The sequence below is a fragment of the Solwaraspora sp. WMMD1047 genome (assembly GCF_029626155.1).
In the GTDB taxonomy this organism is placed as follows: Bacteria; Actinomycetota; Actinomycetes; order Mycobacteriales; family Micromonosporaceae; genus WMMD1047.
This window is the reverse complement of the sequence record NZ_JARUBL010000001.1, coordinates 6,901,436-6,924,466: the sequence shown is the minus strand read 5'-3', so window position 1 is coordinate 6,924,466 and position 23,031 is coordinate 6,901,436. Positions and strand designations below refer to the sequence as shown.

The window sequence follows — 23,031 nt, the reverse complement described above, 5'->3', positions numbered from 1 at the left end:
TCAGTAGGAAGCGGCTAGCCGGAATCAGCCGGCAGGTTGCCCAGTACGACCTCCAGCACCTTGACCGCGGCCGACTTGGCGAGGGGGTGGTTTCCGTTGCCACACTTCGGAGACTGCACACAGGACGGACAACCGGCTTCGCAGCCGCACTCCGCGATGGTGTCCCGGGTCGCCCGCAGCCAGGCGCCGGCCGCCCGGTAGGCCCGCTCCGCGAAGCCGGCCCCGCCCGGGTGACCGTCGTAGACGAAGACGCTCGGTGCCCCGGTGTCCGGGTGGGCCGCCGTGGAGATGCCGCCGATGTCCCACCGGTCGCAGGTGGCGACCAGCGGGAGCAGCCCGATGGCGGCGTGTTCGGCGGCGTGCAGCGCCCCGGGCACGTCGGTGACCTCGACCCCGGCCGCGCCGAGCGCCGACTCCGACACGGTGAACCAGACCGCGACCGTGCGCAGTTCCCGGGTCGGCAGGTCCAGCGGGCGGGTGTCCAGCACCTCACCGGAGGCCAGCCGGCGCCGCTGGTAGGAGACGACCTGACTGGTGACGTCCACCTCGCCGAGGAACATGCCGACCGGGCCGGCGTCCAGGTAGGAGCGGACCGCCGCCACCGACAGCGAGGTGACGTCGCGGGGGTGGGTGCTCCAGTCCGGCTCCTCGGCGTGCACCAGCGCGCACCCCTCATCAAGGTCCAGGTCGTCCACCACGTACGAGACGCCCTGGTGCAGGTGGACGGCGCCGGGATGGACCAGGAAGTGGGCGGAGGCCGGATCCACGGTGCCCAGCAGCCGGCCGGTGGCGGACTCGACGACGCAGATCGGGCTGCCGCCGGTGCCACGCAGGTCCACCTCGGGCCGGCCGGCGGGCCGCCAGTACCAACCGGTCGGCCGCTGGCGCAGCGCCCCCTTGGCGACCAGCGCGGTGACCGCCTCCTTCGCGCCGGGGCCGAACAGCGCCAGGTCGGCGGTGGTCAGCGGCGCTTCGGCGGCCGCGCAGCAGAGCTGCGGACCCAGCACGTACGGGTTCGACGGGTCCAGCACGGTCGCCTCCACCGGGCGCCCGAACAGCGCCTCCGGGTGGTGCACCAGATAGCTGTCCAGCGGGTCGTCGCGGGCGACCAGGACGGCGAGCGCCTCGCCGCCGGAGCGGCCGGCCCGGCCGGCCTGCTGCCACAGCGATGCCCGGGTGCCGGGGTAGCCGCAGATCAGCACCGCGTCCAGCCCGACCAGGTCGACGCCGAGTTCCAGCGCGTTCGTCGAGGCGAGGCCGAGCAGGTCGCCGTCGAGCAGGGCCCGTTCCAGCGCCCGGCGGTCCTCGCGCAGGTAGCCGGCCCGGTACGCGGCGACCCGGGACCCGAGGCCGGGCACCGCCTCGTCCAGGGCCCGCCGGGCGGTGCTGGCCACCACCTCGGCGCCGCGTCGGGACCGGACGAACGCCAGGGTCCGGGTGCCGGCTGCCACCGCGTCGCCGAGCAGGTCCGCGGTCTCCCGCAGGGCCGACCGGCGGACCGGCTCGGCGTCGGCGTGGCCGTCGCCCGCCGGCGGCAGCAGCGGCGGCTCCCAGAGCGCGAAGGTCACCGGGCCGCGGGGTGCGTCGTCCTGGTCGACGGCCCGCACCGGCAGCCCGGTGAGCCGTTCGGCGGCCGCGGCGGGATCGCCCGAGGTGGCCGAGGCGAGCAGGAACACCGGCCCGGCCCGGTCGGACCCGGCGCCGGCGTAGCGGGCGGTCTGCCGCCGCAGCCGGCGCAGCACGTGTGCCACGTGGGAGCCGAAGACTCCCCGGTAGGTGTGGCACTCGTCCACCACCACGAACGCCAGCCGGCGCAGGAAGGTCGCCCACCGGGCGTGGCCGGGCAGGATGCCATGATGCAACATATCAGGATTGGTCAGTACGAAACGGGCGTGGCGTCGGATCCACTCCCGTTCCGCCTGCGGCGTGTCGCCGTCGTAGCTGGCTGGTCGTACCCCCGGCAGGTCCAGGTCGGCCACGGCCCGCAACTGATCGGCGGCGAGCGCCTTGGTGGGTGCCAGGTACAGCGCCGTCGCGCGGGGGTCGGCCAGCAGCCGGGCCAGCACCGGCAACTGGTACGCCAGCGACTTGCCGGAGGCGGTGCCGGTGGCGATCACCACGTGCTGGCCCGCGTACCCGAACTCGGCGGCGGTGAGCTGGTGCCGCCACGGCGCGACGACGCCGCGTTCCGCGTAGGCCGCGCGCAGTTCGGCCGGCGCCCAGTCCGGCCAGGAGCCGGCGGCGCCCGGCCGGGCCGGAACCCGCTCGACGTGGGTGACCGGGTCGCCGGCCGACCCGGAGCGCCGGCCGCGCAGCAGCTCCAACAGGCCGCCGACCCCGTCCGCGCCCGGCGGTCCGGGCGGACCGGGCGATACCGTGGCTGACGAGGTCACGTCCTGCACTCTCGCACTGGTGTACGCGGGCGGGAAAGGCGGGGCGTGCGGAAAGATGTGCGGCGACCGGCCGATGCGCCGGCCGACCGGTCGATGGTTAGATGCCCCGGTAGTTTGATTCGAGGCCATTGGCCCGGGTAGGTCCCCCGGGCCGGCCCGATTCGAGGAGGATCCCATGGAGCTGTCGCTGACAACCCGTACGCTCGGGGAGCACACGGTGCTGGAGGTCGGCGGCGAGGTGGACGTCTACACCGCACCCCGGCTCCGGGAGCGACTGATCGAGCTGGTCGACGGCGGCGCCCGCAAGGTCGTGGTGGACCTCGGCCGGGTCGACTTCCTGGACTCCACGGGGCTGGGCGTGCTCGTCGGCGCCCTCAAGCGGCTGCGCGCGGCCGGTGGCACCTTCGGTCTGGTCTGCGACAAGGAGCCACTGCTCAAGATCTTCCGGATCACCGCCCTGGACCAGGTCTTTCCGCTCTATCCGACGGTCGAGGCCGCCGCCGGGGCGGACCCGGCGAGCTCACCGGCGTGATGTCGACGGTCCGCCTCTCCTTCTCACCCGCCCCGGTGCACGTGCGCACCGCCCGTCTGGTCGGCGTGGCGGTGGCCCGCCGGGCCGGGGTGGCCGAGGAACTGCTCGACGAGGTCCGGCTCGCGATCGGCGAGGCGTGCGCCCGCGCGGTCGCCCTGCACCGGCAGTACGGCCTGTCCGACCTGGTGCTGGTGGAGATGTCCGACGACGGCGCCTACACGGTCCGGGTGATCGACCGGGCGCCGGTCGAGGCCGGCCTCGGCCTGGCCGCCCTGCCGCCGGACGAGTTGGCCGACGAGTCGCTCACCGACGAGGCGCTCACCGTCGGGGTGGGCTTCGCGCTGCTCGCCGGCTTCGTCGAGGACCTGCAGGTCCGCCCGGTGGCCGAGGGGATCGGCACCGCCGTGCAGATGGCCTGGCCGCTGCGCCGCTGACCGGGCCGCCCGGGGCGGCGGAAGAGCGTACCCGAAACCACCTGCCGACACAGCGATAAAGATCATCGTCGCCAGGCGGGCGCGCGGTGTGACCTCCAACACGAGCGACCGCTAGAGTACGCGGGTTATCTGCAAGTGCCCTGGTCCCGCGCTCGCGGGCCCGGCGCGCACCCGGCCCCGCACCCGTGGGGCCGGGCGCACGCGGGGATCCGCGCCGCGCGGGACCGCTGTGCCGCCGGTCCGTTCACCACCGGCCCGCGGCACCGCTTGCCCGTCGTCGCTCCACGCGTGGAGACGCCTGCCGGTTCGTCCGCCGGCCGGCGCGAGTGTTCGCTACAGGAGGACATAGATGTCCGAAACCTTGGCCGCCGAAGGCGGCGGGTTGTCCCTGACCGGTGAGAACCTGTCCTACGTCGTCATCGCCGCGGTCATCGCGCTGGTGGCGCTGGGCTTCGCCTTCGCCCTGACCAGGGCGGTCCTGGCGACCGGTAAGGGCACCACAAACATGCAGGAGATCGCGGGGGCCGTCCAGGAGGGCGCCTCGGCGTACCTGCTCCGCCAGTTCAGGACCCTCGCCATCTTCGTGGTGATCGCGGTGGTGCTGCTCTTCCTGCTGCCGGTGCACGACACCGACGGCAGCGAGACGCTGGTGAAGATCGGCCGGTCCGCGTTCTTCGTGGTCGGCGCGGTGTTCAGCGCGATCATCGGTGGGGCCGGCATGGCGCTGGCCACCCGGGCCAACCTGCGGGTGGCCGCCGCCGCGCGGCAGGCGCAGGGTGGCCGCGAGGCGGCCATGAAGATCGCCTTCCGGACCGGTGGCGTGGTCGGCTTCCTCACCGTCGGCCTCGGCCTGTTCGGCGCCGCGCTGGTGGTGATCCTCTTCCGGGGTGACGCCCCGACGGTGCTGGAGGGCTTCGGCTTCGGCGCCGCCCTGCTGGCCATGTTCATGCGGGTCGGCGGCGGCATCTTCACCAAGGCCGCCGACGTCGGCGCCGACCTGGTCGGCAAGGTCGAGCAGGGCATCCCCGAGGACGACCCGCGCAACGCCGCCACCATCGCCGACAACGTCGGCGACAACGTCGGTGACTGCGCCGGCATGGCCGCCGACCTGTTCGAGTCGTACGCGGTCACGCTCGTCGCGGCGCTGATCCTGGGTCGGGCCGCGTTCGGCGAGGACGGCCTGGTCTTCCCGCTCATCGTCTCCGGCATCGGCGTCGTCGTCGCGATCATCGGCGTCTTCATCACCCGGCTGCGGGCCTCCGACCGCAACGGCCTGACCGCGATCAACCGCGCGTTCTATCTCTCCGCGCTGATCTCGGCGGTCCTGGTGGCGGTCGCCGCCTGGACCTACCTGCCGGCCGACTTCGCCGACTTCGGCGACGGGGTGGCCGACGTGGACGGCAACCCGCGCTGGATCGCCATCGGCGCGGTCGTGATCGGTATCGTGCTGGCCGCCGCCATCCAGGCGCTGACCGGGTACTTCACCGAGACCAACCGGCGGCCGGTGCTCGACATCGGCCGGTCCTCGGAGACCGGCGCCGCCACCGTGGTGCTCGCCGGCATCAGCGTCGGCCTGGAGTCGGCGGTCTACTCGGCACTGCTGATCGGCGCCGGCGTCTTCGGGGCGTACCTGCTCGGCGGGGGCACCCTGGTGGTGTCGCTGTTCGCGGTGGCGCTGGCCGGCACCGGCCTGCTCACCACGGTCGGCGTGATCGTGGCGATGGACACCTTCGGCCCGATCTCCGACAACGCCCAGGGCATCGCCGAGATGTCCGGCGACATCGACGAGGACGGCGCCCGCACCCTGACCGAACTGGACGCGGTCGGCAACACCACCAAGGCGATCACCAAGGGGATCGCGATCGCCACGGCGGTGCTCGCCGCCACCGCGCTCTTCGGGTCCTACACCGACACCCTGGAGACCGCGTACGGCGACGCCGGGTTCGGCGACGGGGCCGCGCAGGCGATCACCGACGCGTTGAACGTGGCCGACCCGCGCAACCTGGTCGGTCTGATCATCGGCGCGGCGGTGGTCTTCCTCTTCTCCGGCCTGGCGATCAACGCGGTCTCCCGGTCGGCCGGCGCGGTGGTCCGGGAGGTCCGCCGGCAGTTCCGTGAGCTGCCGGGCATCATGGACCGCACCCAGCGGCCGGAGTACGGCAAGGTGGTCGACATCTGCACCCGGGACGCGCAGCGCGAGCTGCTCACCCCCGGCCTGCTGGCGATCATGGCGCCGATCGCGGTCGGGTTCGGTCTCGGCCCGGGAGCGCTCGCCGCCTACCTGGCCGGCGCGATCGGGGCCGGCACGCTGATGGCGGTCTTCCTGGCCAACTCCGGTGGCGCCTGGGACAACGCCAAGAAGCTCGTCGAGGACGGGGCGTACGGGGGCAAGGGTTCCGAGTCGCACGCCGCCACGGTCATCGGCGACACCGTCGGTGACCCGTTCAAGGACACCGCCGGACCGGCGATCAACCCGCTGCTGAAGGTGATGAACCTGGTCTCGCTGCTGATCGCGCCCGCCGTGGTGGCGTGGAGCGTCGGCAACGACCAGAACGACGCGCTGCGGATCACGGTGGCGCTCGTCGCGGCCCTGATCGTGGTGGCGGCGGTGGTCTGGAGCAAGCGCCAGCCGATGGTGATGGACGATTCCGGCTCCGGCCCCAGCGCCGGCAGCGGGGAGAAGCAGCCCGAAACCGTGACCGCCTGACGGCAGCGATGTACCAGCGGCCCCCGGCCGGCGTCCCGCGCGCCGGCCGGGGGCCGTCTTCTTCGGTCCGGGCCGCGGGACCGCCGCCGGTCCGGCCACCCGCCGCGGGCCGCTCAACCCGTACGCTGCAACGCATGCGTACGCCCCGGCCGGCTTCCGCCGCGAGGTTCACGGCGGCGCTGTGTCTGCTCGCGGTCCTCGCCGGGGCCTGCGGCGGCGGGCCGGCGCCGCGCGCCTGGGCCGCCTCGGTCTGCCAGGCGCTCGCCCCGTGGCGGGCCGAGATCAGCACGCTCACCAGCAGCGCCCAGCAGCAGATGACCGCGAAGACCACCCCGGCGCAGGCCCAGGAGAACCTGGTCCGGCTCTTCGGTGGCGCCGAACAGGCCAGCGAGACGGCGCGCCGCTCGGTGCAGGAGGCCGGGGTGCCGGACGTGGACCGCGGCGACGTGGTGTCCCGCGAGTTCCTCGCCTCGCTCACCGCGGTCCGGGACGCCTACGGCCAGGCCCGCCGGTCGATCGAGGAGCTGAGCACCGGGGAGGCCGGCGCGTTCTACGCCGGCGTCAAGACCGCGATCGATACCCTGAACCAGGAGTACGACGCGAGCGCCCTGGACACCAGCGAGCTCGACTCGGTGGAACTCCAAGCCGCCTTCGACGAGGTCCCGGAGTGTCGCTGACGCCGTCTGCCGAATCCCCGCCGCCCGAGCCGGAGCCCGACCCGGGACCGGAGCCGGAGCCGCGGCCCGAGCCCGAGCCCGCGGTGCGGCGGGATCCGGCCCGGCAGCTGTCGCTGTTCGGGGTGGAGGCGGTGGAGCCGTCGGTGGCGGACCTGGCCGGCCTGCTCGCCGGCCCCGGCGAGGTGGTCCGGATGGGCGGCACCGCCCGGGTCTCGGTGGTGGTCGGGAACGCCTGGCGGGTGCACGTGCTCGTCGCCGAGTTGGCGCTGCGCGGCCTCGCCGCGACCTGGTCGGGCACCCCGGCGGGTGGGCACGCGGTGAGTACGTCGTACACCAGTGCCCTGGCCCGGTTGGGGGCGGCCTGGCTGCGGGGCGCGGCCAAGCGCCCGCCGGCCGGTTTCCACCTGACCGGGCCGAGGCTGCGGCTCTGGGCGGCGGCGGCCGGCACCGCCGAGCCGCTCGGGTTCCAGCTTCGGCTCGGCGAGTCGGACGAGGCGGGCTGGGACGCGGTGGGGGCGGCGCTCGCCGCGATCGGCCTGCCGGCCGCGCTGCTCGACGCCCGGTCGGGCGGGCCGGCGTACCGGATCACCGGCCGGCGGCGGTTGGCCCGGCTGGCCGAACTGGTCGGTGACCGGCCGGCGGCGGCGCCGGCCGCGCAGTGGCCGGTGCCACCGGCAGCCCGGTTCGCACCGCAGAGATGACCGAGTTGTCCTACCATCGGCCGTTGTCTGATTCGCGACATGAACGGGGTCAACTCGGGTCGAAAGCGACCTGCCGCCGGATGGTGCCGGAGATCGCATCCTGCGGTGGGGAGCGCGGAGTTTCGTTCGCGGTGTACGGTGTCGCCGATCGGGCATGACCGCCCGTGCGTTGTTGCGTAACCATGCGTGACCGCAGCGTTGCGGGGGCCGGCGTGCCGCCCGCGCGCCCGTAAGCGCGGGAAGCGCGTTACGTTTGGCGTTCCACCCGGGGAAGGGCGATCCACCACCGGGTGGCACCGCGCACCAGTGAGTGAAGGTCAGGGAGAGCCGTGCCGAGCAACGCCAGGAGCACCCGTCTGGTCATCGTCGAGTCACCGGCGAAGGCCAAGACGATCTCGGGTTACCTCGGCCCGGGGTATGTCGTCGAGGCCAGCCTGGGGCATGTCCGCGACCTGCCCCGCAACGCCGCCGACGTGCCCACCAAATACAAGAAGGAGCCGTGGGCCCGGCTCGGCGTCGACGTCGACAACGGCTTCACCGCCCTCTACGTCGTCTCGGCCGACCGCCGGCAGCAGATCAGCAAGCTGACCAAGTTGGCGAAGGAGGCCGACGAGGTTCTCCTCGCCACGGATGAGGACCGGGAGGGCGAGGCGATCGCCTGGCACCTGGTCGAGACGCTCAAGCCCAAGGTGCCGGTCAAGCGGATGGTCTTCCACGAGATCACCCGGGCCGCCATCCAGGCCGCCGTCGCCAACCCCCGGGAGATCGACCGGGACCTGGTCGACGCCCAGGAGGCCCGCCGCATCCTGGACCGGCTCTACGGCTACGAGGTCTCCCCGGTGCTGTGGAAGAAGGTGATGCCCCGGCTCTCCGCGGGCCGGGTCCAATCGGTGGCCACCCGGATCGTGGTGGAGCGGGAACGCCAGCGGATGGCGTTCCGCACCGCCGAGTACTGGGACATCCAGGCCCGGCTGGCGGTCGCCGCGGCCGGTGACGGTCCGCGTACCTTCAACGCCACCCTGATCGCGCTGGACGGCGACCGGATCGCCACCGGCAAGGACTTCGAGCCGACCACCGGCCGGGTCCGCCCCGGCGCCGGGGTGACCCACCTGGACGCCGACGGCGCCCGCGGGCTGGCGGCCCGCCTCGACGGGCGGCCGTTCACCGTCACCCGGGTCGAGGAGAAGCCCTACCGGCGCCGCCCGTACGCGCCGTTCATCACCTCGACCCTGCAGCAGGAGGCGGCCCGCAAGCTGCGGTTCTCCTCGCAGCAGACGATGCGCACCGCGCAGCGGCTCTACGAGAACGGCTACATCACCTATATGCGTACCGACTCGGTGAACCTGTCGGAGACCGCGATCGCCGCGGCCCGCCGGCAGATCGCCGAACTCTACGGCGAGCGCAACGTGCCGCCGGAGCCGCGCCGCTACACCGGCAAGGTGAAGAACGCCCAGGAGGCGCACGAGGCGATCCGGCCGGCCGGCGACACCTTCCGCACCCCCGGTGAGCTGGCCAACGAGCTCTCCGGCGAGGAGTTCCGGCTCTACGAGCTGATCTGGCGGCGGACCATCGCCTCGCAGATGACCGACGCGGTCGGCTCCAGCATCTCGGTGCGGATCCGGGCGGTCTCCACCTCCGGCGAGGAGGCCGACTTCGGCGCCACCGGCAAGACCATCACCGACCCCGGCTTCCTGCGGGCGTACGTGGAGTCCTCCGACGACGAGAACGCCGAGGCCGAGGACGCCGAGCGGCGGTTGCCGAACCTGACCAAGGACCAGCCGCTGACCGCGGAGGAGCTGGCCGCGGTCGGCCACAGCACCCAGCCGCCGTCGCGTTACACGGAGGCGTCGCTGGTCAAGGCCCTGGAGGAGCTGGGCATCGGCCGCCCGTCGACCTACGCGTCGATCATGCAGACGATCCAGGACCGGGGGTACGTCTTCAAGCGCGGCCAGGCGCTGATCCCGTCCTTCCTCGCGTTCGCGGTGGTCGGTCTGCTGGAACGGCACTATCCCCGACTGGTGGACTACAACTTCACCGCGGCGATGGAGAACGAGCTGGACGAGATCGCCGGTGGTGACCACGCCGCGGTCGACTTCCTCACCTCGTTCTACTTCGGCAGCGACGTGGCCGGCGACGATTCGGTGGCCCGGTCCGGCGGCCTGAAGAAGCTGGTCACCGAGAATCTGAGCGAGATCGACGCGCGCAGCGTCAACTCGATCCCGCTGTTCCGCGACGACGAGGGGCGGGACGTGGTGGTCCGGGTCGGCCGCTACGGGCCGTACCTGCAGCGCAGCCTGCCGGAGAACGCGGCACCCCCGGCCGGCGGGCAGCCGGCGGCAACCGGCGACGGCGCCGCCGGTGCCGAGGAGGGTGGCTCCACCGGGGACCGGGCGCCGATCCCGGAGGGTGTCGCGCCGGACGAGCTGACCCCGGAGAAGGTGCACGAGCTCTTCCTCGGCGGCGGCGGGGAGCGCAAGCTCGGCGACCACCCGGAGACCGGGGAGCCGATCCTGCTGCGTTCCGGCCGGTTCGGCCCGTACGTCTCCAGTGGGGACCGCAACTCCTCGCTGCTGCGCTCGCAGTCGCCGGACTCGATCTCGTTGGCCGAGGCGCTCAAGCTGCTCTCGCTGCCCCGCGTGGTCGGGGTGGCGCCGGACGGCGCGGAGGTGCTGGCCGCCGCCGGCCGGTACGGCCCGTACGTCAAGCGCGGTGACGAGTTCCGCTCGCTGGAGTCCGAGGAGAAGATCTTCACGGTCACCCTGGACGAGGCGCTGGCGCTGCTGGCGGCCCCGAAGACCCGGCAGCGCCGGGCCGCCGCGCCGCCGCTGCGGGAGATGGGGCCGGACCCGCTCACCGAGAAGCCGCTGGTGATCAAGGACGGTCGGTTCGGGCCGTACGTCACCGACGGCGAGACGAACGCGTCGCTGCGCCGTGGCCAGACGCCGGAGGCGCTGAGCATCGAGGAGGCCTCCGAGATGCTCGCCGAGAAGCGGGCCAAGGGGCCGGCGCCGCGCAAGAAGGCCGCCAAGAAGACCGCCGCCAAGAAGACCACGGCGAAGAAGGCCACGGCCGCGAAGGCGACCGGCGACGGCGCCACCCCGGCCCGCAAGACGGCGGCGAAGAAGACCACGGCGGCCAAGAAGACCACGACGGCAAAGAAGGCCACGGCGGCCAAGAAGACCACCGCGAAGAAGGCGGCGCCGCGCAAGGCGACCGCCGGGCGGGCCGGGGGCGACCAAACGGACTGAACGGGTCAGCCGCCGAGCACCCGGTCGGTGTAGGCGTTGGCGAAGACCCGGCCCGGGTCGAGCCGGTCGCGGACCGCCAGGAAGTCGGCGAACCGGGGGTACGCCGGTGCCAGCGACGCGGCGTCCCGGTAGTGCAGCTTCCCCCAGTGCGGCCGGCCGGCCAGGTCGGCGGCGATCGCCTCGAACGCCCGGAAGTACGGCTCGTCGGGCATCCCGACGTACTGGTGGATCGCCAGGTACGCCGACTCGCGGTCGTACCCGTGCGAGAGCCAGAGGTCGTCGGGGCCGGTGAACCGCACCTCCACCGGGAAGAGCACCTTGAACGGCAGGCCGTCCACGATCCGGCGCAGCCCGGCCAGCGCCTCCGGCAGCGCGGCCCGGGGCAGGCCGTACTCCATCTCGGTGAAGCGCACCCGGCGGGCGGTGCAGAAGACCCGGTCGGAGCGGGCGGTGTAGCTGCGCTCGGTGAGTGCGCGGGCCGAGATCGCGCTTATCGACGGGACCACGGCGGGCGCGGTCCGGCCGAGCCGGCAGGCGGCGCCGAAGACCATGTTGGAGAGGAACTCGTCGTCGAGCCAGGCCCGCCAGCGGGGCAGCGGCCGGTCGTCGGCGGGAACCCGGTTGTTGGTCTTGACCTGCACCCGGTCGGTGTAGGGGAACCAGTAGAACTCGAAGTGGTCGTTGCCCCCGATCAGGTCGGGCAGGGCGGCGAGCACGTCGGCGAGCGCCGCCGGCCGTTCGTGGGCCCGCAGTACGAACGCGTCGACACAGCGCAGGGTCACCTCGACGATGACGCCGAGCGCGCCGAGCCCGACCCGGGCGGCGGCGAAGACGTCGGGGTGTTGGCTGGCGGAGCAGCGCAGCAGTTCGCCCGTCCCGGTTACCAGGAGTAGTTCCTCGACGAAGGTGGAGAGGCAGCCGTATCCGGCGCCGGTGCCGTGGGTGCCGGTGGAGATCGCACCGGCGATGGTCTGGCTGTCGATGTCGCCGAGGTTGGGCAGCGCCAGCCGGTGCTCGGCGAGCAGGTCGTTGAGCTGCCACAGGGTGATCCCGGCCGGCACGGTGACCAGTCGCCGCTCGGCGTCCACCCGGGGCGGTCCGGTCAGCGCGTCGAGTTCCATCCGCAGGTCGGTGGTGCGGGCGATGTCGGTGAACGAGTGGCCGCTGCCGACCGGCCTGATCCGCCGGCCCTCGGCGGCCGCGGCGCGAACGGTGGTGACCACCTCGGCGTGGTCCCGGGGCCGGACCGGGGACGCGGTGGCCCGCTGGTTGCCGGCCCAGTTGGACCACCCGGTCGGGGTCGGCCGAACGGCCGGAGCCGGGCCGCCGGCCGGTGCTCTGCCGCTCATCTGACCTCCAACGCGAATGTGAGTAGCCTTCATATCAGGATCACCGGGGCGAGTAAATATCGCCTTTCTCGCCCGCTCGTTAACCCAGGTAGCGTGTCGAACTCGCGACGTGCAGATATCTTGATTCCCGTCGAAAGGGAGTGGCGACGAGTGTCCACGTCAACCGCCACAACCGGCCCGCTGCGCCGGGTTCCGGTGCAGGGTCGTAGCGTCGCCCGCGTCCAGCGGATGCTGGACGCGTGCGCCGAACTGGTCGATGAGGTCGGCTATGAAGGGCTGACCACCACCCTGCTCGCCGAGCGGGCCGGGGTGGCCATCGGTTCGGTATATCAGTTCTTCCCAGACAAGCGTGCGATCGTGCAGGCACTGACCCTGCGTAATATGGAGAGTTACCTCCAGCGACTGAACGACCGATTCTCCCAGGGCGACCTCGACCACTGGTGGGACGGGGTCGACGCGGGCATCGACGAGTACATCGCGATGCACCGGTCGGTGCCAGGCTTTCGTACCCTGCACTTCGGCGACGTGGTGGACCTGCACCTGCTCGACGAGGAGCGCGACAACAACGGCGTCATCGCCGAGCAGTTGGCTCAGGTGCTGGTGGAGCAGTTCGGCATCGTCGACGGCCAGCAGCTGCGGTTCGCCCTGGAGATCGCCGTGGAGGCCGCCGACGCGCTGATCAAGCTCGCGTTCCGGCGCGATCCGGAGGGTGACGACCAGGTGCTCGCCGAGGCGAAGGCGTTGATCCGGGAGTACCTGCACCGCCAGGTCGACCAACCGGCCGCCGACCACCCGCGCACCGATCCGCCGGCCGAGGTGGTGGCGGAGCCCGAGCCGGAGCCCGAGCCGGCCGCCTCCTGACCGCAGCCGGCCGCCGTCACAGGAACGCCCGGCCCTCGCCCCGGTAGGTGGCGACCGTCTCGACCACCTGATCGCCCGCGACCAGGTGCAGTTCGGCGACGTGTTCACACAGCTCACCCGCCTTGGCGTGCCGGAACCAGACCCGGTCGCCGACCCGCAGTGCGTCGGCGGCCGGGCCCACCAGCGGCGTCTGCACCTCACCGGCGCCCTCGGCGCCGGTCAGTCGCAGCCCGGCCGGCAGCCACGGGGCCGGCAGCCGGCTCGGCTCGGCCGGTCCGGAGGCGATCCAGCCGCCGCCGAGCACCGTCGCCACCCCGGGGCTCGGCCGGCGGACCACCGGCAGGGCGAAGAAGGCGGCCGGCGTCGGCCGCCAGGCGCGGTACGCGTCGAACAGGGTCGGGCCGTACAGTCCGGATCCGGCGGTGACCTCGGTGACCGCCGGATCCGCGGTGGTCACCGCCACGCTGCCGGTGCCGCCGCCGTTCACCAGTTCCAGGTCGGCGTGTTCGCGGACGGCCGCCACCGCCGCGCCGCGCCGGGCCAGCAGTTCCCGGTACGACCGGCGCTGCAGCGCCCGGATCACCGTGCCCCGGGCCGCCTGTCCGGGCGGCGCGTCGCCGAGCCCGGCGATCTGCGCCTCGTACGCCATCAGCCCGACCAGCCGGAAGCCGGGCCGGGCGGTGATCCGCGCGGCCAGCGCGCCGGCGTCGGCGGCCGAGTGCACCGGTGACCGGCGTACCCCGATGTGCAGCCGGCCGGCCGGCCCGCCCCGCAGCGGGCGCCAGGAGGCGTCCAGGTCGACGCAGACCCGGATCGGCTCGCGCCGGTCGGCGGGGGCGATCGAGTCGATCAGGTCGAGCTGCTCGGTGCTGTCCACCATCACGGTGACCGCCGCCGAAAGCTCCGCGTCGGCGGCCAGCTCGGCCAGCGCCGCCCGGTCCGCACTCGGGTACGCCACCAGCGCGTCGCCGGTGACGCCGGCCCGGACCAGCCAGTTCGCCTCGGCCACGGTGTACGCCATCACCCCGGCCCAGCCCGGCCGCTGCAGGGCCCGGGTCAGCAGTGCCCGGCAGCGGACCGACTTGCTGGCCACCCGGACCGGCTTGCCGGCCGCGCGGGCCGCCAGGGCGGTCGCGTTCGCGTCGAAGGCAGCCAGGTCGACGACGGCGAACGGTGGATCGAGGTGCGCGGTCGCCCGGTCCAGGCGGTCGCGGAGCAGGTCGCGTTCGGTGGGCACCTGAGCACGCTAGCCCGCCGGGGAAAAATGCGAAACACCCTCGCGTAAGCCCGCCCCGGCGCCCGGGCATCGGCGTTCGCCACCGCCCCCTACGCTCGGGATCAGGGGAATGTCGGGGTGGGGGTGATCCGCCCCGCGGCTAGAGTGTGGTCGGGGGAGCCCAGCGATGGGCCGGCACGCGGAGGGTACGGCCATCGAGACGAATGCCAGCGGCGCGGCGAGCGCGGACGGACCAGGCGGTCCGTCGGGGCCGCCGCCATCTCCGGTCGACCGCACCGGCTACCAGGCCCTCCGCTCCGTGCTGCGGATCCGTCCGTTCCGCCGGCTCTGGATCGTGCTCGGGGTGGCCTCGCTGGGCGACTGGCTGGGACTGCTGGCCACCTCGGTCTTCGCCGCCACCCAGGTCACCGGCGACACCGCCAAGGGAGTCGCGTTCGGCGGCGTGATCGCCGTCCGGCTGCTGCCCGCGCTGATCCTCGGCCCGGTGGCCGGCGTGCTGGCCGACCGGTTCGACCGCCGCTACACGATGGTCATCTGCGACCTGCTGCGGTTCGCGCTCTTCGCCTCGATCCCGCTGGTCGCGCTCTTCGGTCTCAGCGGTGGTGCGACCGTCGCCTGGGCGGCGCTGGCCACCTTCCTGATCGAGACGATCACCCTGATCTGGATTCCGGCCAAGGAGGCCGCGGTCCCCAACCTGATCCCCCGGGCCCGGCTGGAGATGGCCAACCAGCTCACCCTGATCACCACCTACGGCCTCACCCCGGTGCTGGCCGCCCTCGTCCTGGCCCTGCTGGACGGCAGCGTCCGCAGCATCGCCGGCGACACGCCCGGCTGGGCCGAACCGGCCACCCTGGCGCTCTACTTCAACGCGCTGTCCCGGCTGGCCACCGCGCTGGTGGTCTTCTTCGGCATCAAGGAGATCAGCGGCCGGGCCGGCCGCTGGGAGTCCACCGACCAGGGGGTGACCCGGCAGTTCATCGAGGGCTGGCAGTTCATCGGCAAGACGCCGCTGGTCCGGGGCCTGGTCTTCGGCATCTTCGGCGCGTTCGCCGGCGGCGGTGTGGTGATCGGCACGGCGAACTTCTTCACCCGGTCGCTCAGCGCCGGTGACGCCGCCTTCTACCTGCTGTTCGGGTCGATCTTCATCGGGCTGGCGGTCGGCATCGGGCTCGGTCCGATGATCGTCCGGGAGATGTCCCGGCGGCGCTGGTTCGGCATGAGCATCGTGCTCGCCAGCGCCTCGGTGCTGCTGCTCGCCGCCTCCCTGCACCTGTCGATGGCGATCCTCGGCGCGGTGCTGGTCGGCGCCGGCGCCGGGATGGCCTTCCTCGCCGGCACCACCCTGCTCGGCGGCGAGATCGCCGACGACGTCCGGGGCCGGGTCTTCGCCGTCGTGCAGACCGGCACCCGGGTGGTGCTGATGCTCGCCATCTCGCTGAGCAGCCTGCTGGTCGGCCTCGGCGGGTCCCGCCAGCTCCGGATCGCCGACCTGGGCATCTCGATCTCCTCGACCCGGCTGCTGCTGCTCGCGGCCGGGCTGGCCGGCATCCTCGCCGGGGTCAGCGCCTTCCGCCAGATGGACGACAAGCCCGGCGTACCGGTGCTGGCCGACCTGTGGGGATCGATCCGGGGCCGGCCGCTCTCGCCGGCCGAACCGTTCGCCTCGCAGGGGCTCTTCGTGGTCTTCGAGGGTGGCGAGGGCGCCGGCAAGTCCACCCAGGTCACCGCGCTCGCCGAGGCGCTGCGCCGGGACGGCCGGGACGTCGTGGTGACCCGCGAGCCGGGCGCCACCGCGGTCGGGGAACGGATCCGCGGCCTGGTGCTGGGGGGCGCGTTGGAGCCGACCGCGCTCTCTCCCCGGGCCGAGGCGCTGCTCTACGCCGCCGACCGGGCGCACCACGTGGCCACCGTGGTCCGGCCCGCCCTCAGCCGCGGCGCCGTGGTGATCAGCGACCGGTACGTCGACTCGTCGCTGGCGTACCAGGGTGCCGGTCGGACCCTGCCGGTCGACGAGGTCTCCTGGCTCTCCTCCTGGGCCACCGGCGGCCTCCGCCCCGACCTGGTGGTGCTGCTCGACGTCGACCCGGCGGTGGGGCTGGCCCGGGTGGCCAGCCGGGGCGCCGGGGTGGACCGGCTGGAGGGCGAGTCGGTCGCCTTCCACGAGCGGGTCCGGTACGCCTTCCTCGACCTGGCCTCGAACGAACCCAAGCGGTACCTGGTGCTCGACGCCGCCCGCCCGGCCCCGGAGATCTCCGGGACGGTCGCGGCCCGGGTGACCGCCCTGCTGCCCACGCCGCCCAGGGACGGTTCGGCCGACCGGCATGACCCGACCGACGGGGACGGTCCGGCCGACCGGGACGGTGCCGCCGCGGCCGCCGACGGTGTCGACGGGCGGACCGACACCGATGCCGGCGGGCCGGAGGCGGACCGGTCCGGCTGGGCCGCCGCGGCCGGACCGGGCCGGGGACCGGGGCTGGAGCGCCGGACCTGATGGCCGATGTCTTCGCCGACCTGGTCGGCCAGGACGACGCCGTCGCGACACTGCGGGCGGCAGCCGCCGCCGCGGCCGAACTGATCGCGGCCACGGACCCGACCGGCACCGAGCCGGGTGCCGTCGAGCCGGCCGGTGCCGGGCCGGGCACCGGCGCGATGACCCATGCCTGGATCTTCACCGGCCCGCCCGGCTCGGGACGGTCGGTCGCCGCGCGGGCCCTCGCCGCCGCCCTGCAGTGCGCCTACGGCACCGGGTGCGGCAACTGCGCCGGCTGCCACACCACGCTGACCGGCACCCACGCCGACGTGCGCTTCGTGGTGCCCGAAGGGCTCTCCATCGGGGTCGGCGAGATGCGGGCGCTGGTGCTGCGCGCCGCCAGCACCCCCTCCGGCGGGCGCTGGCAGGTGCTGGTCATCGAGGATGCCGACCGGCTCACCGAGGCGGCCAGCAACGCCCTGCTCAAGGCGATCGAGGAGCCGCCGCCGCGGACCGTCTTCCTGCTCTGCGCGCCGTCCACCCACCCGGACGACATCTCGGTCACCATCCGGTCCCGCTGCCGGCTGGTACCGCTGCGGCAGCCGCCCGCCGCCGCCGTCGCGGCCGTGCTGACCGGCCGGGACCAGGTGGCGCCGGAGGTGGCCGGCTGGGCGGCGGCGGCCGCCCAGGGGCACGTCGGCCGGGCCCGACGGCTGGCCCGCGACCCGGACGCCCGGCAGCGGCGGGACGCGGTGCTGGCGGTGCCCCGCCGGCTCACCGGCGTCGGCGCCTGCTTCGACGCCGCGTCCGCGCTCATCGACGCGGCCGAGGCGGAGGCGGCGGCCGCGGTGGCCGACGCCGACGCCGCCGAAAAGGCCGCCCTGCAGACGGCACTCGGCGCGGGCGGCACCGGCAAGGGCGCGGCCGGCGCCGCCCGGGGCTCGGCCGGCCAGCTCAAGGACCTGGAACGGCGGCAGAAGTCGCGGGCCACCCGGGCCCAGCGGGACGCCCTGGACCGCGCCCTGGTCGATCTGGCGGGCTTCTACCGGGACGTGCTGACGGTGTCGATGGGCGCCCCGGTGGCGCCGGTGCACACCGACACCGAGCCGTTGGCCCGGGCCGCCGCCGGCAAGTGGACCCCGGAGGGGACGCTGCGCCGGCTGGAGGCCGTGCTGGCCTGCCGGACCGCGATCGAGACGAACGTCAAGCCCCGGATCGCCGTCGAGGCGATGATGCTCGCGCTCTGGAAGGGTTGAGTCACCCACCTCTTCCGTTCGGGAGCGTCGATCGGTATTTTCGATGCCGCCTGCGATCGTCGCGCCACGGTGGGTGTCATTCTGGCGTCCGCCGACGGTCCATGGACCGACACGGGGGAGGAGCCGGCCGATGGCACGGGAGCTCGACGAGTCCTGGGTGGAGGAGGCGATCGAGCGGTACCGCCGCATCGAGGCGTTGCAGGCCGAATTCGAGCAGGCCGCCCGGGGCGTCGAGGTCTCGGTGCACTCACCCGACGGGCTGGTCGAGGTGGTCGTCGCCGCCACCGGCGACATCATCGACGTCCGGTTCCTCGTCCCCGTGCAGAGCCGGACCAACCACGAACTGTCCCGCGCCGTCCGGGCCGCGGTCACCGCCGCCGCGGAGGCCGCCCGGTGGGCCCGCGAGAAGGTGCACACCGAGACGTTCGGCGAGTACCGCCGGCTGGCGGGCGCCTGATGGAGACCCTCACCGAGCTCGCCCGCCGGCTGGACCGGTCGGCGGAGACACTGCCCACCGCCGCCCGGGCCATCGGCCACACCGGTCCGACTCCCGAGGCGTTCGGCGCCGACGGACCCGGCCGGCTCGCCGAGGTCGGCCGGGCACTGCACGAGCAGTGGCTGTCGGCCGCCGTGGCCAGGACCCGGGAGGCGGAGGCGTTCGCCGCCCGACTGGCCGAGACCGCCGCCACCCTGCGGGCGGTCGCCGAGTGCTACACCAACGCCGACGACACGGCCCGCCGTCGGCAACCGGAGCAGCCGTGATGGACCCGCTGGACCGCCTCGCCGCCCCGGCGGCCGACCTGCTCGGCCGGGTCGACGACCTCCTCACCGATGGCGGCGCCCCGGCCGACCACCGGATCTGGCCGCTGCTGCGCCACCTGCGGACACTGCCCGGGCCGGCGGTCGGCGCGATCTGCGCGTTGCGGCCGGCGCCGCTGGCCGCCGCCGGCACCGCCGCCCGCACCCTCCTTCGCGAGTACGACCACACCGGCACCGCCCTGCGCGGGGAGCTGCCGTGGCGGGGTGCCGGCGCGGACGCGTTCACCGCGCACCGGGCGGCGCTCGCCGCCCACCTCGACGGGGCCGGCGAGAGCCTGGTCGGCCGGCTCACCGCCACCGCCGGTTTCGCCGACGCGGTGGCCGACTGGATCTCGCGTACCCGCCTCGGCCTGGCGCGCACCCTGGCGGCGGCGCTCGGCTCGGTCGAGGCGGTGACCCTGGTGACCGGCGACGCCGGTCGGGCCACCGGCACCGGCTCAGGCTCGGGTCCGGCGCCGGGCGGGGCGGCCGCGGCGGAGCTGGGCGCCCGGGTGCTGGGCACCATCGCGACCGCGTACGAGGAGGCGGAGGCGCTCGCGCACCGGTGGCCGGCGGCGGCCGGCGAGCTGGCGTACCGGCCGGCGGCCCCGACCGGAGGAGGGCTGGCGCTCGACGGCACCACCCGGTTGGCGCTCTGACCGGGTCGGCCGGGCGTCGGACCGCTCTCGCCCTGGCCGGCCGGCCGTCGTAGGGTGGGCTGATGGGGATGCTGTGCGCGGTCAGCTTCAACCGGTATGGCCGCCTCTACTACCTCGACCCCGGGGAGCTGCGCCCCGCCGTCGGAGACCGGGTGCTGGTCCCCACCGACGAGGGCACCGAGGTGGCCGAGTGCGTCTGGGCGCCGCAGTGGGTGTCCGAGGACACCTCCGGGTTTCCCAAGCTCGCCGGCCTGGCCGGCGAGCGTGACCTGCAGCGGGACGAGAGCCAACGCAGGCGCAAGGCCGAGGCGAAGGTGGCGGCCAAGAAGCTGATCCGCGAACACGGCCTGCCGATGAAGGTGATCGCCGTCGATCACGTCCAGGAGTCGACCGGCGGCACCTCCTCCGGGGCCCGCACCACCATCTACTTCACCGCCCCGCACCGGGTCGACTTCCGGTCGCTGGTCCGCGATCTCGGCGCCACCCTGCACTGCCGGGTCGAGCTGCGCCAGCTCTCCGCCCGGGACTCGGCCCGGGTGCAGGGCGGCATCGGCTCCTGCGGGCGGGACCTGTGCTGCGCCACCTTCCTCACCGACTTCGAGCCGGTGACGATCCGGATGGCCAAGGACCAGGATCTGCCGCTCAACCCGCTGCGGATCTCCGGCGCCTGCGGCCGGCTGATGTGCTGCCTGAAGTACGAACATCCGCTGTACGCCCAGAGCGGCAGCTACCCGACGAGCGGCCAGCGGGTGGAGACCGACGAGGGGACGGCGAAGGTCGTCTCCCGGCACCCGCCGAGCGAGACCGTCACCGTCCGGCAGCTCTCCGACGGGGCGGTCCGGCGGTGCAGCCTGTCGGAGGTCTGCGGCTCCCGCCGGGCCTTCGACGACCAGTACGGCTGAGCCCGTACCGCCGCCAGCGGTTCAGCGGATGACGATCGGCGGTTCGGCGAGCCGGGCCCGTAGCGGTCGCTCGGGCACGATCCAGGAGGCGTCCACCGCGTCGTCGGGGTTGATCCGCCAGCGCCGCCCGATCCGGTCCACCGCCACCGGATAGACGGTGAGCGTGCCGTCCGGGTCGATCCGCAGTCGCAGGAACGACTTGGCGTCCTCGATGCCCTGGCCGGCGAAGAGCTCGTTGAGGTTCACCCCGAAGTGCCCGGCCAGCACCAGGTAGCCGGCCGTCAACTGGCTGGCCACCAGCCCGGCGACCGGCGCGAAGAGCAGGACCGCCGCGAGGATCGGCAGCGGCCAGACCCACTGGTGGAACGGCAGGCCCAGCCAGACCCAGGCGCCGGCGGCGGCCAGCCCGACGTGCGCCAGCCCGTGGGAGAGGCCGAGCAGCCAGTGCCGCAGCTTGCGTTTCCCGCTCGCGGTCGGCGGCTTGGCGAAGAACGCGGCGCCCAGCAGCGCCACCACCACGATCATCACCAGCGGGATGCTGAACAGCCGCTGGTCGGTCTCGCCGACCCGGGGTGCGGTGGCGCCGGCGATGGCCAGCATCAGCATCGTCTGCAGGGTGCCCAGCAGCGTCACGAAACCCGGGTTGCGCAGCGGCAGCCGGCCGAAGATCCCCCAGCCGTAGCGGCGGGAACGGGCCGGCTCCGGGTAGCGGCCGGCCAGCTCGTACGGCTCGGAGCGGCTGGCCCGGCGGGCCAGGGTGTCCCTCGGCGGCACCTCGATGCACTCCGGCAGCTTGTGCGTCGGGTAGAGGTACGCGCCGCCGCCACCGCAGGTGATCAGCTCCCGGTCCGGGCTGGTGTAGCGGGCGTAGTGGTGCAGGTCACCGGCGAGCAGGAGCCGCACCTGCGCCCCGGTCGGGGTGACGATCGTCCGGATGAAGTAGTCGACGGCGTCGTACGCGTGCGGGTTGTCGACGGCCTTGAGCCAGGTCGGCGCCGGCACCGCCAGGATGACCTTCGAGTCCGGCCCGAGGTTGCGGGCGGCCTGTTCGAAGTAGAGCAGTTGCGGATCGTCCAGGTAGGCGCCGGACTGCTCGTCCAGGCCGAACAGCCACCAGCCGGCGGGCAGCTCGACGGCGAAGTAGGACCGCGCCTGCGGGGTGACCCAGCCGCCGATGTTGTCGTCGCGGGACCGGACGAACAGCCGCAGGAACGCGGTGAGGCCGTCGTACCAGTCGTGGTTGCCGGGAATCGCGAAGAGCGCGGGTGGCTCGGCGCCGGGCGGCGGCTGTGGCAGGGCGGCCTGGTAGGGGCCCTTACAGCGATCCTCGTACCCGCTGCCGCTGGCCGCGGGATAGACCTGGTCGCCCCCCATCACCAGCATCTGCGCGCGGGGCAGCCGGACTCCCTCGTCGAGGTCCAGTTCGGGGCGGGCCATCAGGTGCGCCACCGAGTAGGTCGCGTTGAAGCCGTCGCCGAGGTCGGCGACGTAGTCGAGCCAGAGGCCGCCGTCCGGCCCGACCTGACGATGGGTGTGGCTGGGCAACGAGTTCTGCAGCTCCCGCTTGTCCAGATACGCCCCGAACAGCAGCGCGAGCAGGGTACGCAGGCCGGTGCTGATCAGCAGCAGCGGCGCCAACCACGGGACCGCCTTGCGGCGGGTGAAGCCGAGCTCCAGCGGGTCGAGACTGCGGGGTCGGTCCGGGGGCGCCTGCTGCAGAGTCACGCGACGGGAGCCTAGCCGAGACGGTCGTGGATGGCTGTCGGGTGGGGGACCGCCGGATCAGTCCGGCGGGTCGGCCGACATCCGGTCGAGTTCGTCGAGGACCGCCTGCACCGAGGCGAGCTCCGCGTCGTAGAAGGCGTGCCCCCAGACCGCGACCAGGTGCGGGTACGGGAACTCCGGCAGCAGGTCGGCGCGGATCTGGTGCAGCTCGGCGCGCTGCTGCTCCAGCCAGTCGAGATACTCCGCCAGCAGTTCGTGGAGCCGGTCCGGGTCGGCCTGGTGGCCGAAGAAGAGCCGCAGCATCGGCGAGTGCTTGATGACCGGCGGTTCCAGCTCGCTCTGGTTCTCCCAGTGGCGGAAGGCCCACTGGCCGGCGGCGGTGATGCGGTAGTACCGCTTGTCGGGGCGGCCGCGCTGCGGTTCGCCACGCTCCGTGACGAGTCCCCGACTCTTCAGCCGGCGCAGCTCGGCGTAGATCTGGCTCTGCGCCGGGCTCCAGTAGAAGAACCGCATGTGCTCCGCCCACTTGCGCAGGTCGTAGCCGGTCAGCTCACGGCCGAACGAGAGCAGCCCCAGCACCGCGTACGCGGTGGCCGGCAGATCGCAGCGGCCGGTGGGGGTGCCGTCGCCGGCCGGCTCGGGGGCTGCACTCACATCGACCACTCCCTGCGGGACGCGGCTCGTCGGGACTCGTAATTCAGCGCTGAGCGTAGCGGCCGGCGGGTCATGTGACCGTTAACCGCTATGACTAAGAGTCATATTTCGTTAGGGTCAGGTGGCCGGAACGGGGGAACGTCAAGGTTTGGCGTTGCGGCCGGGTCGGGGCCGGCGCCACCGTCGCGCCGGTCCCGGCCGCAGGCAAACCCGTGGGGTACGGCGCCCGGCGGTGCCGTACACTTGACCGCTGTTGCCGCCTTAGCTCAGTCGGTCAGAGCGACGCACTCGTAATGCGTAGGTCGACGGTTCGATTCCGTCAGGCGGCTCGGAGCGAGGCCCTGCCAGCGGGGGTGCTGGTCAGGGCCTCATATTCTTCTATGGGAGCGTGCGCCGCCTCTGCCCCGGTCCCGGGAGACGATCTCTGA

18 protein-coding genes and 1 tRNA gene are annotated in these 23,031 nt (G+C 73.6%); 14 read left to right on the top strand and 5 right to left on the bottom strand.

Going from position 1 to position 23,031, the window contains the following annotated elements; all coding sequences use genetic code 11:
- Nucleotides 1-14 precede the first annotated feature (14 nt).
- Nucleotides 15-2,327, bottom strand: coding sequence for a DEAD/DEAH box helicase (locus tag O7627_RS31710; protein ID WP_278098509.1), 2,313 nt, complete (start codon nucleotides 2,325-2,327; stop codon nucleotides 15-17).
- A gap of 241 nt (nucleotides 2,328-2,568) precedes the next feature.
- On the opposite strand from O7627_RS31710, the gene O7627_RS31705 reads away from it, so the two are divergent.
- From O7627_RS31705 to topA, 6 genes are all read left to right on the top strand, one after another.
- A complete protein-coding gene (locus tag O7627_RS31705) occupies nucleotides 2,569-2,925 on the top strand; it encodes an STAS domain-containing protein (protein WP_278097116.1) in 357 nt (118 codons plus the stop codon).
- Nucleotides 2,922-3,359 carry an ATP-binding protein gene (locus O7627_RS31700; protein WP_278097115.1) on the top strand — a complete coding sequence of 146 codons (438 nt, stop codon included), beginning with the start codon at nucleotides 2,922-2,924 and terminating at the stop codon, nucleotides 3,357-3,359. The genes O7627_RS31705 and O7627_RS31700 overlap by 4 nt, the downstream gene beginning before the upstream one ends.
- Before the next feature lie 349 nt (nucleotides 3,360-3,708).
- The gene (locus tag O7627_RS31695; RefSeq protein ID WP_278097114.1) at nucleotides 3,709-6,066 is read left to right on the top strand and encodes a sodium-translocating pyrophosphatase; all 2,358 of its coding nucleotides are present in this window, start codon (nucleotides 3,709-3,711) and stop codon (nucleotides 6,064-6,066) included.
- 134 nt (nucleotides 6,067-6,200) lie between these two features.
- Nucleotides 6,201-6,743, top strand: coding sequence for a hypothetical protein (locus O7627_RS31690; RefSeq protein WP_278097113.1), 543 nt, complete (start codon nucleotides 6,201-6,203; stop codon nucleotides 6,741-6,743).
- 83 nt (nucleotides 6,744-6,826) lie between these two features.
- Complete coding sequence (locus O7627_RS31685; protein WP_278098508.1) at nucleotides 6,827-7,444, top strand: hypothetical protein; 618 nt, start codon at nucleotides 6,827-6,829, stop codon at nucleotides 7,442-7,444.
- 329 nt (nucleotides 7,445-7,773) lie between these two features.
- A complete protein-coding gene (gene topA / locus O7627_RS31680; protein ID WP_278097112.1) occupies nucleotides 7,774-10,692 on the top strand; it encodes a type I DNA topoisomerase in 2,919 nt (972 codons plus the stop codon).
- Between the two features lie 5 nt (nucleotides 10,693-10,697).
- Here the strand turns inward: topA and O7627_RS31675 are convergent, their stop codons facing one another.
- The gene (locus tag O7627_RS31675) at nucleotides 10,698-12,041 is read right to left on the bottom strand and encodes a D-arabinono-1,4-lactone oxidase (RefSeq protein ID WP_278097111.1); all 1,344 of its coding nucleotides are present in this window, start codon (nucleotides 12,039-12,041) and stop codon (nucleotides 10,698-10,700) included.
- Between the two features lie 228 nt (nucleotides 12,042-12,269).
- Between O7627_RS31675 and O7627_RS31670 the strand changes: the two genes are divergently transcribed.
- The gene (locus O7627_RS31670) at nucleotides 12,270-12,902 is read left to right on the top strand and encodes a TetR family transcriptional regulator (protein ID WP_278098507.1); all 633 of its coding nucleotides are present in this window, start codon (nucleotides 12,270-12,272) and stop codon (nucleotides 12,900-12,902) included.
- Between the two features lie 16 nt (nucleotides 12,903-12,918).
- Here O7627_RS31670 and O7627_RS31665 read toward each other — a convergent pair whose 3' ends face one another.
- Nucleotides 12,919-14,139, bottom strand: coding sequence for an alanine racemase (locus O7627_RS31665; RefSeq protein ID WP_278097110.1), 1,221 nt, complete (start codon nucleotides 14,137-14,139; stop codon nucleotides 12,919-12,921).
- Nucleotides 14,140-14,473: 334 nt separating this feature from the next.
- Between O7627_RS31665 and tmk the strand changes: the two genes are divergently transcribed.
- The 6 genes from tmk (at nucleotide 14,474) to ricT (ending at nucleotide 20,224) form a co-directional block, all read left to right on the top strand.
- Entirely contained in the window at nucleotides 14,474-16,630 is a 2,157-nt protein-coding gene (tmk, locus tag O7627_RS31660; protein WP_347404726.1) for a dTMP kinase, read from the top strand.
- Nucleotides 16,630-17,865, top strand: a complete 1,236-nt coding sequence (locus O7627_RS31655) for a DNA polymerase III subunit delta' (protein WP_278097109.1) — start codon at nucleotides 16,630-16,632, stop codon at nucleotides 17,863-17,865. Before tmk ends, O7627_RS31655 begins: the two co-directional genes overlap by 1 nt.
- 130 nt (nucleotides 17,866-17,995) lie before the next feature.
- Nucleotides 17,996-18,322, top strand: coding sequence for a YbaB/EbfC family nucleoid-associated protein (locus O7627_RS31650; RefSeq protein ID WP_278097108.1), 327 nt, complete (start codon nucleotides 17,996-17,998; stop codon nucleotides 18,320-18,322).
- Complete coding sequence (locus O7627_RS31645; RefSeq protein WP_278097107.1) at nucleotides 18,322-18,627, top strand: hypothetical protein; 306 nt, start codon at nucleotides 18,322-18,324, stop codon at nucleotides 18,625-18,627. The genes O7627_RS31650 and O7627_RS31645 overlap by 1 nt, the downstream gene beginning before the upstream one ends.
- Nucleotides 18,627-19,322: a hypothetical protein gene (locus O7627_RS31640; RefSeq protein ID WP_278097106.1), complete on the top strand. Its 696-nt coding sequence runs from the start codon at nucleotides 18,627-18,629 to the stop codon at nucleotides 19,320-19,322. The genes O7627_RS31645 and O7627_RS31640 overlap by 1 nt, the downstream gene beginning before the upstream one ends.
- A 62-nt stretch (nucleotides 19,323-19,384) precedes the next feature.
- On the top strand, nucleotides 19,385-20,224 hold the full coding sequence (ricT, locus tag O7627_RS31635; RefSeq protein ID WP_278097105.1) for a regulatory iron-sulfur-containing complex subunit RicT: 840 nt from the start codon (nucleotides 19,385-19,387) through the stop codon (nucleotides 20,222-20,224).
- 21 nt (nucleotides 20,225-20,245) lie between these two features.
- Here ricT and O7627_RS31630 read toward each other — a convergent pair whose 3' ends face one another.
- Together O7627_RS31630 and O7627_RS31625 are read right to left on the bottom strand one after the other, a co-directional pair.
- A complete protein-coding gene (locus tag O7627_RS31630; protein ID WP_278097104.1) occupies nucleotides 20,246-21,949 on the bottom strand; it encodes a metallophosphoesterase in 1,704 nt (567 codons plus the stop codon).
- Nucleotides 21,950-22,006: 57 nt separating this feature from the next.
- Complete coding sequence (locus O7627_RS31625) at nucleotides 22,007-22,603, bottom strand: PadR family transcriptional regulator (RefSeq protein WP_278097103.1); 597 nt, start codon at nucleotides 22,601-22,603, stop codon at nucleotides 22,007-22,009.
- Between the two features lie 255 nt (nucleotides 22,604-22,858).
- Here O7627_RS31625 and O7627_RS31620 point away from each other — a divergent pair.
- Nucleotides 22,859-22,932 (top strand) — tRNA-Thr (locus tag O7627_RS31620).
- Nucleotides 22,933-23,031 lie beyond the last annotated feature (99 nt).

Bases quoted from the DNA above. Each gene is read 5' to 3' on its own strand.
- O7627_RS31705 (WP_278097116.1), top strand. From the start codon at position 2,569: ATGGAGCTGTCGCTGACAACCCGTACGCTCGGGGAGCACACGGTGCTG.
- O7627_RS31695 (WP_278097114.1), top strand. From the start codon at position 3,709: ATGTCCGAAACCTTGGCCGCCGAAGGCGGCGGGTTGTCCCTGACCGGT.
- O7627_RS31690 (WP_278097113.1), top strand. From the start codon at position 6,201: ATGCGTACGCCCCGGCCGGCTTCCGCCGCGAGGTTCACGGCGGCGCTG.
- O7627_RS31675 (WP_278097111.1), bottom strand. From the start codon at position 12,041: ATGAGCGGCAGAGCACCGGCCGGCGGCCCGGCTCCGGCCGTTCGGCCG.
- O7627_RS31670 (WP_278098507.1), top strand. From the start codon at position 12,270: ATGCTGGACGCGTGCGCCGAACTGGTCGATGAGGTCGGCTATGAAGGG.
- O7627_RS31655 (WP_278097109.1), top strand. From the start codon at position 16,630: ATGGCCGATGTCTTCGCCGACCTGGTCGGCCAGGACGACGCCGTCGCG.
- O7627_RS31650 (WP_278097108.1), top strand. From the start codon at position 17,996: ATGGCACGGGAGCTCGACGAGTCCTGGGTGGAGGAGGCGATCGAGCGG.
- O7627_RS31645 (WP_278097107.1), top strand. From the start codon at position 18,322: ATGGAGACCCTCACCGAGCTCGCCCGCCGGCTGGACCGGTCGGCGGAG.
- O7627_RS31640 (WP_278097106.1), top strand. From the start codon at position 18,627: ATGGACCCGCTGGACCGCCTCGCCGCCCCGGCGGCCGACCTGCTCGGC.
- ricT (WP_278097105.1), top strand. From the start codon at position 19,385: ATGGGGATGCTGTGCGCGGTCAGCTTCAACCGGTATGGCCGCCTCTAC.